10 protein-coding genes and 1 pseudogene are annotated in these 12184 nt (G+C 69.6%); 4 read left to right on the forward strand and 7 right to left on the reverse strand.

All coding sequences use genetic code 11. From position 1 onward, the window contains the following. Positions 1 to 167: 167 nt before the first annotated feature. The 6 genes from VIW71_RS17820 to VIW71_RS17845 all read right to left on the reverse strand — a co-directional run bounded on the left by VIW71_RS17820 (position 168) and on the right by VIW71_RS17845 (position 7458). Positions 168 to 1580, reverse strand: coding sequence for an oxygenase MpaB family protein (locus VIW71_RS17820; protein ID WP_331623335.1), 1413 nt, complete (start codon positions 1578 to 1580; stop codon positions 168 to 170). Positions 1581 to 1678: 98 nt separating this feature from the next. After that, positions 1679 to 2392, reverse strand: coding sequence for a polyprenyl diphosphate synthase (gene uppS / locus VIW71_RS17825; protein ID WP_331623326.1), 714 nt, complete (start codon positions 2390 to 2392; stop codon positions 1679 to 1681). 764 nt (positions 2393 to 3156) lie between these two features. Further along, the gene (locus VIW71_RS17830) at positions 3157 to 4347 is read right to left on the reverse strand and encodes an ABC transporter ATP-binding protein (protein ID WP_331623327.1); all 1191 of its coding nucleotides are present in this window, start codon (positions 4345 to 4347) and stop codon (positions 3157 to 3159) included. A 35-nt stretch (positions 4348 to 4382) separates the two neighbouring features. Next, entirely contained in the window at positions 4383 to 5216 is an 834-nt protein-coding gene (locus tag VIW71_RS17835) for a carbohydrate ABC transporter permease (RefSeq protein ID WP_331623328.1), read from the reverse strand. Next, positions 5216 to 6154: a carbohydrate ABC transporter permease gene (locus tag VIW71_RS17840; protein WP_331623329.1), complete on the reverse strand. Its 939-nt coding sequence runs from the start codon at positions 6152 to 6154 to the stop codon at positions 5216 to 5218. The genes VIW71_RS17835 and VIW71_RS17840 overlap by 1 nt, the downstream gene beginning before the upstream one ends. Next, positions 6151 to 7458 (reverse strand): ABC transporter substrate-binding protein, encoded by a 1308-nt coding sequence (locus tag VIW71_RS17845; RefSeq protein WP_331623330.1) that lies wholly within the window; start codon positions 7456 to 7458, stop codon positions 6151 to 6153. The genes VIW71_RS17840 and VIW71_RS17845 overlap by 4 nt, the downstream gene beginning before the upstream one ends. A 415-nt stretch (positions 7459 to 7873) precedes the next feature. Between VIW71_RS17845 and VIW71_RS17850 the strand changes: the two genes are divergently transcribed. Together VIW71_RS17850 and VIW71_RS17855 are read left to right on the forward strand one after the other, a co-directional pair. Then, positions 7874 to 8455: a TetR/AcrR family transcriptional regulator gene (locus VIW71_RS17850; RefSeq protein ID WP_331623331.1), complete on the forward strand. Its 582-nt coding sequence runs from the start codon at positions 7874 to 7876 to the stop codon at positions 8453 to 8455. Continuing rightward, the gene (locus tag VIW71_RS17855; RefSeq protein ID WP_331623332.1) at positions 8452 to 9288 is read left to right on the forward strand and encodes an oxidoreductase; all 837 of its coding nucleotides are present in this window, start codon (positions 8452 to 8454) and stop codon (positions 9286 to 9288) included. The genes VIW71_RS17850 and VIW71_RS17855 overlap by 4 nt, the downstream gene beginning before the upstream one ends. Positions 9289 to 10246: 958 nt before the next feature. On the opposite strand, the gene VIW71_RS17860 is transcribed toward VIW71_RS17855, so the two are convergent. Continuing rightward, positions 10247 to 11047: a VOC family protein gene (locus tag VIW71_RS17860; RefSeq protein WP_331623333.1), complete on the reverse strand. Its 801-nt coding sequence runs from the start codon at positions 11045 to 11047 to the stop codon at positions 10247 to 10249. 115 nt (positions 11048 to 11162) lie between these two features. Between VIW71_RS17860 and VIW71_RS17865 the strand changes: the two genes are divergently transcribed. Together VIW71_RS17865 and VIW71_RS17870 are read left to right on the forward strand one after the other, a co-directional pair. Continuing rightward, on the forward strand, positions 11163 to 11810 hold the full coding sequence (locus VIW71_RS17865) for an HhH-GPD-type base excision DNA repair protein (protein ID WP_331623334.1): 648 nt from the start codon (positions 11163 to 11165) through the stop codon (positions 11808 to 11810). A 189-nt stretch (positions 11811 to 11999) separates the two neighbouring features. After that, positions 12000 to 12184 (forward strand): annotated as a pseudogene (locus tag VIW71_RS17870) (alkaline phosphatase D family protein); the annotation flags it as partial.

The following is a 12184-nucleotide window of genomic DNA, read 5'->3' on the forward strand; positions in this document are numbered from 1 at the left end:
AGCCAGGCACCCGCCCCATCGCCGCGGCCCACCGCACCTGGCACACCCACCAGGTCTTCCACGGCACCCCACGCCCAGCATCCGTGACCTGATCGCCGAGCGGCATGGTGTGGCCGCAATCCGGCGCTGCGGACAGCGGCGTGTGGGGGGCAACCCCTCAGGGCGTCCTACGCCTCGGCGAGCAGCGGGTCGTAGGCGGTCGAGCGCTGGCGACCCGACATGAAGGAGAGGAATTCCTTCACGAACGCGCTGCGGGAGTACCTTGCGTCGGCGCCGGCCACGGTGCGCCGGAACCCGGTCCGGAACAGGGCCCGGTACTCGTCCGCCTCGATGAACTGGTTGCCGTCCGCGTCGGTGACGTCGAAGAGCACCTCGGCGACCCTGATCAGCGCGGGCCCGGCGAGAGAGGGGACTGCGGCGGCGTACTCCTCCTTGCTGATGCGGCCATCGCCGTCGATGTCGAGGGCCGCGTGGAGTTCCCTCCACCACTCGGCGTACGCGTTGTAGAGCCTGGTCTCCTCCGGTTCGTCCAGATCGAGGCGGGCGGACAACTCCCGTGCCATGGCGGCGAGATCGGGCCAGTCCAGGTAGCCGTCCCCGGTCTGGTCCAGCACTGCGGTGAAGAATTCGTCAGCGCTCCGCTGCGGCCCGGTTCCCTCGGCGGGACCGCCGGGCTGCACGGGAAAGGGTGTGACCAGCCGGAACAGGGCGCCGGCCCGCTTCATCCGGCCGCGCAGCGCGGTGAGCGTCGCGGCTTGGGGGTTGTCGCTGTCCGAGGACAGGTAGAGCAGGCTGGTGAGGCTCTCGGTCTGGAGCCAGTTGTCGGGCAGGAAGCGTGCCAGGCCGACGGCCATGTAGGCGCTGTGCATCAGCGTCTGGGCGCCGGGGATTTCGGGCAGACCCGCCCGCCGGCGGAAGGGCTCGGGGAGGGACGCCACGGTGATCGTGCCGATGACCGGGCCGGCGAGCGCGCGGCCCGCCGCCCACACGGTGGGCAGGCCGTCCAGCAGGGGTGGCGCCGGGAGATGGTCGAAGAGCTTGTAGAGGATGATGCGCAGCGCCTCCGTGTTCTCCAGTTCCTCCTGGACCATGTGGTCGTAGTACTGCCAGAACTCCTGCAACGTGGGCGGCAGGTGGCCGGCCCGATCACCCAAGGCCGCAAGGAATGCCTGGAATTCGGCGTACAGCCGTTCCATGGTGGTCTGGTCGAGCGGCTGCCCGCTCAGTCGGCACATGGTGACGGAACTCTCGAACAGCGTCGCGACCACCCAGGCGCGGGCCTGGGGGTCCATGGCGTCGTAGGGCCGGTTCTGTGCGTCGGTGCCGCTCAGCCGAGCGTGCAGGCGGTTGAGCCGCGCCGCCTCCCTCTGCCGTGTGTGGTCGTCGTCGCCGAACATGCGCTGCAGGCTCACGACGGTGTTGCGCAGCCGTCGCCACGGGTGCGCCACGAACGTCGAGTTGTCGATCAGGGCCGCGCCGATCTGCGGGTGGGCTGCCTCCAGCACCGTGGCTCTGACCATGGCCAGCGCCCAGCGCGGATCGTTGAAGAACCGGTGGAACTGCGAGTCGGAACCGAACAGGGATCCGGGCTGCGCTTCGGCGGTCGGCCGTGCGGGGTCACCGTCGTGACCGGTGGCTCCGGAACGCGTGCGCCTGGGGCGGCTGCCGTCTGTGTCCGTCACGGGTGATGTTCTCCGATCGCGTGCGGCGTCACACCGCCGAAGCGGCGATTGCGTTGCTGGTAGCTGTGCAGGCACTCCAAGAAGTGCGGCGCGCGGAAGTCGGGCCAGAGCACCGGTGGGAAGATCCACTCGGCGTACGCCACCTGCCAGAGCATGAAGTTGGAGATGCGCTGCTCACCGGAGGTCCGGATGACGAGGTCCACATCGGGTGTGTCGGGAAAGGGCAGATGAGCGGCGAAGTGCTGCTCGTCGACGGCATCGGCCGGCACCCCGCTGCGGATGAGGGACCGTGCCGCCTCGACGATGTCCCTGCGTCCGCCGTGGTCGAACGCCACGGTCAGCGTCATGCCCCGGTTCGTGTGGGTCAGCGTCATCAGGTCGGCGAAGTCCCGGGCCAGCGGTGCGGGGATCCTCGGGTCCGCCACTCCGAGGAACCGGCAGCGGATGCCGCGCGCGTGCAGCAACGGGGCGTGTTTGCGCACCACGCGGCGCACCAGTCGCATGAGGAAGTCGACCTCGTCGCTCGGGCGTCGCCAGTTCTCGGTGGAGAACGCGTACAGGCTCAGCCACCCCACTCCCGCCGTCCGCGCCGCCTCGATGACGTCGATCACCGTCGTTTCTGCCGCCCGGTGACCCGACGTGCGCGGTAAGGACCGCTGTGCCGCCCACCGGCCGTTCCCGTCCATCACGCACGCGACATGGCGCGGCACGCTCCTCCGGCGGTCCTCACCGGCTGGGCGACGCGGATGCGTATGGGCCGACGACGGCGCAGAAGCGCCGCTGGCTCGTTCAACCGTCACGCGTGCTCCCCCGGCTGACACAACACAGTCCCTCCTCCGCCTCGCAGCCGCCCGCTCCCTTGGGCGCGGCGCCCCCTGGCTGCACGGCACCGCCGGGGTGGGCCCGGCCAGCGCCCCTGCTGTGTCCGGGCTCCGCTACGTGCGTTGCGCATCCACCGCGAACCTGTCGAGTCTGCGGGCGAGTGCCGAGCCCGCGAACGGCGGACCGGTTTGCGTCGCGGACGGTCCGGGCCACTCGCCGCGCAAGCGCCACTCAGATGCACACTGAGCAGAGTGCCGGTATCCGGCCCCGGGCACATCGCAATCTGCGCACATTCACCCGTAGTACGTCAGTACGAATTCAGGACCCGGGCCGACCCTTGACCGGGGCCGCCGCGAGCTCGACCGGCATTCACCTGACCGACCCCGCCAACGCTCTGTGGTCGAGGCTGAGGGAGCCGGAATCTCTTATCCTCCGCACCCCGCCCACCAGGGCAGACGTAGGGCCCCACCGCTGAGGGCTGGGGCCCTGCGTGACTTCTCCCGGTTCAGACCGTGCGAGGTTCGGGCGGGGACACCGTGGTCGTCACCTGCGGCAACGACCGGACCATCCCCCCGCCGTTGTGCTCCGACCGGACCCTGCGACGGGGCGGGACCGCACCGCACAAGCGCGTACTGGCCCGGTCCGGCGAACCTCACCCGCCGTCGTTGTCGGGGTGGGTGAGGTTCGCGCCGGTCCGCGGGTCGAACACCTGGATCTTGGAGGTGTCCACCCACAGCTCCGCGCGGCTGCCCTCGCGGATCCCCGTCCCCGTGCTGAGCCGGGTGACGATCTGGTCCTGTCGCGCTCCGGTCTCCTGGACACCGGCGTCGGCGGCCAGCTCCTCCAGATCCGACGTGGCAGCGGGCTGCCAGCCTTCCTCTCTCAAGTAGGCGTAGACGTCCGAGCCCAGGTGCTCCAACACGTCCACGGTGGCGGTGAAGGTCGACCCCGCACGTCCCGGCTCGACGAGAGCGGCGTCCTCGAAGGCTTCGGGTCTCATGCCCACGACGAGGTCCCGAGGTGCGTTACTGCGCTCCAGCACCTGGCGCAGCTCGTCCGCCACGGGGAGATCGCCGAGCATGGTGCGCAGCACGTTCCCCTCCACTGTTCCGTGAAGGAAGTTCATGGCGGGTGAGCCGATGAAGCCGGCGACGAAAAGATTGCGCGGATGGTCGTACAGGTACTGCGGGGTGCCGACCTGCTGGACGACTCCGCTGCGCATGACGACCACCCGGTCGCCGAGCGTCATGGCCTCGGTCTGGTCGTGGGTGACATAGACGGTGGTCGTGCCCAGGCGGTGCTGGAGCCGCGAGATCTGGGTGCGCATCTGCACACGGAGTTTGGCGTCGAGGTTGGACAGCGGTTCGTCCATCAGGAACGCCTTCGGACTGCGGACGATGGCGCGGCCCATCGCGACGCGCTGGCGCTGGCCGCCTGAGAGGTTCGCGGGCTTGCGGTTCAGGTGTTCGGTGAGGTCCAGCATGCGGGCGGCGTCCTCCACCTTCCTCCTGATGGTGGCTTTGTCGACTTTTGCCAGCCGCAGCGCGAACCCCATGTTGTCGCGCACGCTCATATGCGGGTAGAGGGCGTAACTCTGGAAGACCATGGCGATGTCGCGGTCCTTGGGCGCCTTGTCGTTGACGACCTGGCCGCCGATACGGAGGGTGCCCTCGGTGATGTCCTCAAGCCCGGCGATCATGTTGAGCGTGGTGGACTTGCCGCAGCCGGAAGGCCCGACCAGGATGACGAACTCCCCGTCGGCGACCGTGAGGTCGACGTCCCGTACGGCCAACGCGCCGTCGGGAAACCTCTTGGTGATGCCCTCGAGAACGATCTCGGCCACGATCGGTGCTCCTTGTCCTGGTGGGCCGCTGCCGGTCAACCCTTGACGGCACCGGACGTCAGTCCGGCGACGATGCGCCGCTGGAAGAGCAGCACGAAGATGATGATGGGAATGGTGATCACCACCGCAGCGGCGGCGATGGACCCGGTGGGCTGCTGGAACTGGCTGCTCCCGGTGAAGAAGGCGATGGCCGCCGGCACCGTGCGAGCGCGGGTGGTCGACGTCAGGGAGATCGCGAACAGGAAGTCGTTCCAGCAGAAGATGAAGACGAGGATCGCGGTGGTGAACACGCCCGGAGCGGCCAGTGGGGCGATCACCCGACGGAACGCCTGGGCGGGCGTGGCCCCGTCGACCTTGGCCGCTTTCTCCAGGTCCCAGGGGATCTCCCGGAAGAACGCCGAGAGCGTGTAGATCGCGAGCGGCAGGGAGAAGGTCATATAGGGGATGATCAGGCCCGGCCAGGTGTCGAAGATGCCCAGGATGCGCTCGATGTTGAACAGCGGGGACACCAGGGAGATCGGCGGGAACATCGCGATCAGCAGTGACACACCGATCAGCAGACGCTTGCCGGGGAAGCGGAGTCTGGCCACGGCGTATGCGGCCATGGTGCCCAGGACCACAGCGATGACCGTGGCGATCAGAGCGATGCCGATGGAATTGATCAGCGCACGGGTGAACTCCGACGTGTCGAAGATGCCGCGGTAGTTCTCCCAGGTCCATTTGGTCGGGTAGAAGTTGCCGTCGGTGAGCGTGCTGGGGTCCTTGAAGGACAGCGCGGCGATCCACCAGACCGGGAACAGGGCGTAGGCGACCACGACGACGTCGACGGTGATCCAGCCCGCGACGTGCTTCGCGCCTGCGCTGGCCATCAGCGTTCCCCTTCCCTCGAGCCGGGGGCGGCCGTCCCGAAGAGCTTGATGAAGGCGAAGGCGATCAGCCCGACGCAGATGAAGATGAGTACGGAGATCGCCGATCCGATGCCGAGGTTGAGCGAAGTGAACAGGTTGTCGTAGCCGAGGATCGACACCGAGCCGGTGTCGTGCGCGCCCGAGGTCAGCACGTAGATGTTGTCGAAGATCCGGAAGGCGTCCAGGGTGCGGAACAGCAGCGCCACCAGGATCGCCGGTTTCATCAACGGCACCATGACGAACGCGAAGCGCTGCCAGGACGACGCGCCGTCGACCATGGCGGCACGCAGTGTCTCCTCCGGTACCAGGGCGAGCCCGGCCAGCAGGAGCAGTGCCATGAAGGGGGTGGCCTTCCAGATCTCCGCCAGGATGATCAGCCCGATGGCGGACCACCGTTCCGTCAGTGGCGCGTCGCCGGGCGGCAGGAGGGCGGCGAGGTACCCCGTGCCCGGCGTCCAGGCGTACTGCCAGGAGAAAGCGGCGACCACGGTGACGATGCCGTAGGGGATGAGGACCGCCGTACGTACCGGCCCGCGGCCGAAGATCGTGTGGTGCATGACCAGCGCCAGCGCGAATCCGAGGACGAGCTCCACGGCCACCGAGACGACGGTGATGACCAGGGTGACCCAGAACGCCTGCCACCAGAACGGGGAGGAGAGCACCGCCCCGTAATTACTGAGGCCCACCCACTTCGCCTGGCTCGGAAAGCGCAGGTCGTAACGTTGCAGAGACAGGTAGACCGCATACCCGATCGGGTACGCCGTCACGGCGAGCATGACGACCACCGCGGGGGCGCACAGCAGCCAGCCGAGCCGCCGCTCCTGTCGCGCCCCCTCGGACAGCGCGGTCGCGGCTTCCTCGGCCGGTTCCGCCTCGGTGACGGTCGCTCGGTGGCTCATGGGACCAGCCCCTTGGACTGAAGGGCGTCGTTGATCTGACCGCCGATTTCGTTGATGTCGCTTTGCGGCTTGATCCCGGACGGCGGGGAGAGCGTGTGGGAGATCGCGATGGACACGTTCTGGTAGGCGGGCGTCTTGGGGCGGATGCTGCTGTTCTCCAGGGCCGTGAGCACCTCGGGAGCGAACGGGTAGCTCTTCTGGAAGGCCTGGTCGGAGTAGAGGGCGCGCAACGTGGGCGGGAGTCCGCCGGTGATGGCCGCGCTCATCTGGTTCTCGCGGTTGCGCAGGCACAGCGCGGCCTCGAACGCGAGGCCGGGGTGGTGCGAGTAGGCGCCGACGGCGAGATCGATGCCACCGATGGTCGGTTTCGACGGCCGGCCTGGAGTCACACCGGGGTACGCCGCCCAGCGGAAGCTCGGGAACAGCTTCGGATTGTTCGCCTTCATCGACGGATACACGAACGGGTAGTTGAGTTCGAAGGCAGCGGTGCCGGACTCCATGGCCAGCCGGTTCTGGTCCTCCATCTGGTTGGACAGGGAGGGGTCGGCGCCGGGCGAGTGGGCGAGGTCGCGCATGATCGTGGCCGCCTGGACGGCGGGTGGGCCGAGCGAGGGCGCGGTGGCAGCCTGGTTGAGGATGGACCCGCCCGCGCTCTCCACCAGTGTGTTGAACCAGACCGTGAGCCCCTCGTACTGGGCGCCCTGGATCTCCACGTAGTGGGGCTTGCCCTGCTTCGCGAGCGCGCTTGCCATGCTCAGCATCTCGGCCCAGGTACCGGGCGGCCTGGGCACGAGGTCGCTGCGGTACCAGAGCAGCTGCGTGTTGGTGTTGTACGGGACTGCGTACAGGGTGTTCTTCCAGGTCGCCGTCTGCAGCGGCACTTCGAGCGTGCCCTCCGTGGCGCGCCGCCGGTTCTCCCCTGTCCAGGGCAGGATCCACTTGGCCTCGGCGAACTCCGCCGGCCACGTCACATCGAGGCCCAGGATGTCGAGGGCGCTGTCCTCTGCGGCGAGTCGGCGGACGAGCTGCTGACGCTGGCCGTCCGCTGTGCGCGGGAGCTTGTTGTACACGATGCGGTACCGGCCGCCCGAGGCGCGGCTGCAGTTGCTCGCCGCGGCGGCCAGGGCCCCGGAGTCATCGGGGAAGTTGTACCAGTTCAACGTGGTCGGCCCCGAGCTGCTGGATCCGCAGGAGGTCAGCAGCCCGGCCAGCAGGGGCAGCACGCTCAGACCGCGCAGCCGCCGTGCGACGCGGCCGGCAGGCCGCGAGACGGGAACGGCGCATGGTGCGTTCACATACTCCACCGCTCACCTCCCCGATCCAGGCGGTCACGGATGGTCGCCACCGTGTGCGTCGCCGTGGTGACAGTGAACGTAACCGGGACCGCTCCCGCTGATCGGAAAACAGGGTGTGGCGCGCCCGCAAGACCGCCCGAACGACCCACACCCACGGTTCACCCGTCGCCGCATCACCTCCTGCAGCGCGTCGAGCCCGCGTCGAGCCCGCGTCGAGCCCGCGTCGAGCCCGTCAGCCCGGAGCCGGACCTGCTCCCGGCTGGAGCCGGGAGCAGAACCCGCGGTCGTCCGCTCGCGGGAGTGAGCCGCGGGCTTCTTCGCCGCCCTCCTGGGCGCAGCCGCAGCGCTCATGACACCTCCACTCCGTCGTGAAGAACGCCCCGAGGCGTTGAACGTTCTGACGTTTCATGCAAATATTGTCAGAATGGTGGACGACGAACGGCTCAAGCAGATCCTGGATGCGGCCTACGCGTGCTTCACCCGCCACGGCGTGCGGCGCACGACCATGGACGACATCGCCCGGCAGGCGGGCATGTCCCGACCGGGCGTCTACCAGTACGTGCGCAACAAGGAGGACGCCTTCCGCCGCCTGGCTGCGCGTTTGCTGGACGCCGCCCTGGCGGACGCGCGCTCCGCGGCCCAGGCACCGGGCGAGCCGGTCCAGCGGCTGACCGGGGTGCTGGAGGCGAAGCTCGGGCTGGCGGTGGGGCTGTGGCGCGACAGTCCCGCGCACGCGGCCGAGCTGCTGGGCGTCGACACCCGCCTGTCCGCAGAACTCTTGGACGCCTACAACACCGCCATGCGCGACGTGCTCGCCGGCGTCGTCGCCGCCGCTCGTCCGGACGCCGACGCCGTCGAGGTCGCCGAGCTCCTCCTGATCTTCACCCGCGGCCTGGAGACCGACCTGTCCGACCCCGATGCCCCTGCCCGGCGGCTGCGCCACGGCGTGGCCCTGCTGGTCGCGGGCCTGGACCATCCCGATACCCCCCTCAAGGAGTCATCATGACCACCGCAGTGCTGATCACCGGAACCTCCTCGGGTATCGGCCGGGCCGCAGCGCTGAGCCTGGTCCGCAACCCTGAGTTCACCGTCTATGCCACCGCCCGCCGTCCCGGGACGCTGACCGACCTCGCCGAGGCAGGGGCCCGCACCCTGGCCCTGGACGTCACCGACGAGACGTCCAGGGCCAAGGTCGTGGCGACCGTCGAGGCCGAGCAGGGCGCGGTCGGCGTGCTGATCAACAACGCCGGCTACGGCGAGTACGGCACCGTCGAGGAGACCGGCCTGGACGGCGTTCGCCGGCAGTTCGAGACCAACGTGTTCGGTCTCGCCCGGATGACGCAGCTCGTCCTGCCGGGCATGCGCGAGGCGGGTCACGGCCGCATCATCAACGTCGGCTCGATGGGCGGCCGACTGGTCTTCCCCGCGGGGGGCTACTACCACGCCAGCAAGTACGCGGTGGAGGCGCTCACCGACGCGCTGCGCTTCGAGGTCGCGCCCTTCGGTATCAAGGTCAGCCTGATTGAGCCCGGCCTGATCCGCACCGGCTTCGGCGACACCGCCGCCCACACCCTGGCCGGCTCCGCCGCCCCCTCCGGCCCCTACGCCCAGCTGAACACCACCGCCGAGCGGCAGATGGCACAGTCCTACAGCTCGAAGCGGCTGTCGGCCCCGGCGGAGGCCGTCGCGAAGGTCATCGAGCACGCCGCGACCGCCACCAGGCCTCGTGCCCGCTATGTGGTCACCCCGGCCGCCAAGGTGCTCGTGCACACCCGCCGCCTGCTCGGTGCCCGCGCGTTCGACGCCTACTTGCGGATGCAGTTCAGGAGCGCCGCGTGAACGAGGCCGACAGCGTGCGAGCGACCGCCGCGCAGGCTCGGCTGTGCCACTGGTGCGATCGCACTGGTCAGGGGGATGGGAGGACAGGCACCGCGCCCGACCCGCACTCCGACGACGATGGCACTGCGGCGGCGGCCTGCGCGGGCGCGAAATGATCGGGGGGCCGGTGCATCCCGCCGACATCGGCGACATGCTCGGCCTTGAACCAGCGACCCCCGGTCCGCGCATGCGCAGACCGGGGGTATGCAGACAGACATGCAGTCCCCGGTAGTCCGTCTCGATTCCATGAGTTCCAGCCGTCACTGAAAGCCCTGAGGTCGAGAGGATCTGCCGGGGGCCTGGCCAGAGCCAGCAAGTGGTCGCACACATCAACGAACGTCTCCGCCGACGGCGCGGCTCGCTCCGGTTTTCTGGTGTATAGATATACTTCCTCCCCATCTATCAAGAGTCAAGGGCTTATGTCACCTTTTTCCTGACCTACCGAGCTCCCGGCGCTTCAGTGACAGCGTGCCGACGCCCGGTGGCGCGGGAAGTGCCGGGCGGCGGTCCGGCTGATCGCACTCGTGGGCCGTGGCCGAGGACAACACGCCCTGGCTCGCCAACGGCACCGCGGGGCTTCGCAGCATGCGGGGGTTCCCGCCCGCGACGGAGATCGACAGGCTCGCGCCGTCCACGGTCCGTGACCGGGCGGACCGGGCGGACCGGGCACGGATGCGGCCGCCCGCACCGCGGTCGGGCCCACCCGGACCGCGCCGCTGTCGGGTACCGAGGTTCCTGGGCGCGGCCCGGCTCCTGGCCGAAACGGTGGCGTACGGATGCGCGGCCGCGCCCCGGGGATCGCGACGAGCGATCGAGCCGACCGTGCCCGCGAGGCAGAACGGGATCCTGGGCCACGTCCGCGGATGTGGCCGGCTGATCGCGCACGCCGCCGGCCCGCGGCCCACAGGTGTGCGGGACGCTACGCGTCCTGCATCTGCGGCATCTCGCCCTCGGTCTTCCGCATGTCGATGACCGAGAAGTTCGCACCCTGGGGGTCGGTGATGGCCGCGAACCGGCCGTAGGGGGTGTCCATCGGGCCGAACTGGAGCTTCGCCCCGCGATCGACCGCCCGCTTGACCGCCGCGTCGCAGTCGGCGACCGCGAAGTAGACATTGACGTAGGACGTCATGTCCGGCGGGAAGTCCTCGCCCATCTTCATCCGGCCGAGCGCGGGATTGGCGTTGTCGCCGATGCGGAAGACCTTGAAGTCGATGTGCTCGTCGGCCATCTTCTGCACCTTGTAGGGGAACACCTTCGGCAGGAAGGCGTCCGTCTTGTCCGGGTCGCGCGTGAAGATCTCGGCCCAGACGTACGAACCCGGCTCGCCGCGCTTCTCGAAGCCCTGGTGCCGACCCGCCTGCCAGACGCCGAGGACCGCGCCGCTCGGCTCCTTCGCGAGCGCCATCGTGCCGAAGTCGCCGACCTGCATCGGCTCCATCAGCAGTTCGCCGCCCGCCGCCTTCACCTTCTCCGCCGTCGCCGCGGCGTCCCGCGAGGCCAGGTACAGGCACCAGGCCGACTGGCCCTCGGCGCCCGGCATCGGCGGGACGACGGCCGCGACCGCCTTCCCTTCCGAGTAGGCCTGCGTGTAGTTGCCGTACTCGCCGGCGCTCTCTCCGAAGGTCCAGCCCAGCACGTCACCGTAGAAGTGCTTGGCACCCTCCAGATCGGAGAACATGGCGTCCACCCAGCACGGAGTGCCTTCCGGGAACTCGGTCATGATCCAGACTCCGTCATCCGAGGATAAAGTGACGTATGTCGTCTACGTCCTGATTCCCACGCTAGCCAGTCGGCGAGCCGTACGCGCGGGGAGGGCGAATCCCGAAGGTGGTGGCATGAACATCAACCTACGCCTGGCCCAGCAGCCCGAGGCCGACGAGCTGCTCGGCCGCGATCCGCTCGCCCTGCTCGTGGGCATGCTGCTGGACCAGCAGGTCCCGATGGAGTGGGCGTTCTCCGGCCCGTACGCGATCGCGCAGCGGCTCGGCGCCGGCGGTCTCGACCCACGCGCGATCGCCGCGTACGACCCGGAGGCGTTCGCCGCGCTGCTCTCCGGGAAGCCGGCCGTGCACCGCTACCCCGGGTCGATGGCCAAGCGGGTGCAGGCGCTCTGCCAGTACCTCGTGGCCGAGTACGACGGTGACGCGGCGGCCGTCTGGACGGGCGTCGAGGACGGCAGGGCGCTGCTCGGCCGGCTCAAGGCGCTGCCGGGCTTCGGCGAGCAGAAGGCACAGATCTTTCTGGCGCTGCTGGGCAAGCAGCTCGGCGTCCAGCCGCGCGGATGGCGCGAGGCTGCGGGGGCCTACGGCGAGGAAGGGTCGTTCCGCTCGGTCGCCGACATCACGGGACCGCAGTCACTCGCGGAGGTGCGGGCGTACAAGCAGCAGGCGAAGGCCGCCGTGAAGGCGGCGAAGACGGCGAAGGGGCCCAGGACGACCACGGCGGCCGCAACGTCCAAGAAGCCGGGCCGCCCCCGTCCGTGAACCGCCCGCCCTGTGACCGCCGGCTTCCACGGCGCCCCGCGCTTCTGGGCAGTTCACCGTTCGTTCGTCCGCACGGCATGTCGCTCGACTACACAGGGCCCGGCGCCCCGCAGGGATCGGCCCCTCGCAGCGGACGAGGGCCGGCCGCCGGCCGGGGTGTCCCCCTGCACGCCCGAGGGAGGGGACCCGAACTCGCCGGACACCCAGACCACCGGTGAGGACGGCATCCTCGGCCGCGAGCAGCTCGAGTGGCTCAAGCGGGAGCTGAGCCGTTCCCGCGTGGCGTGGAAGGTCATCGCCAACGACCTGCCGCTCGGCCTGGTGGTGCCGGACGGCACGGAGGGCCGGCCCCGCTTCGAGGGCGTGGCGCAGGG

Source organism: Streptomyces sp., assembly GCF_036524955.1.
GTDB lineage: Bacteria > Actinomycetota > Actinomycetes > Streptomycetales > Streptomycetaceae > Actinacidiphila.

Bases quoted from the DNA above. Each gene is read 5' to 3' on its own strand.
- VIW71_RS17835 (WP_331623328.1), bottom strand. From the start codon at position 5,216: ATGGCCAGCGCAGGCGCGAAGCACGTCGCGGGCTGGATCACCGTCGAC.
- VIW71_RS17840 (WP_331623329.1), bottom strand. From the start codon at position 6,154: ATGAGCCACCGAGCGACCGTCACCGAGGCGGAACCGGCCGAGGAAGCC.
- VIW71_RS17855 (WP_331623332.1), top strand. From the start codon at position 8,452: ATGACCACCGCAGTGCTGATCACCGGAACCTCCTCGGGTATCGGCCGG.
- VIW71_RS17860 (WP_331623333.1), bottom strand. From the start codon at position 11,047: ATGACCGAGTTCCCGGAAGGCACTCCGTGCTGGGTGGACGCCATGTTC.
- VIW71_RS17865 (WP_331623334.1), top strand. From the start codon at position 11,163: ATGAACATCAACCTACGCCTGGCCCAGCAGCCCGAGGCCGACGAGCTG.
- VIW71_RS17850 (WP_331623331.1), top strand. From the start codon at position 7,874: ATGGTGGACGACGAACGGCTCAAGCAGATCCTGGATGCGGCCTACGCG.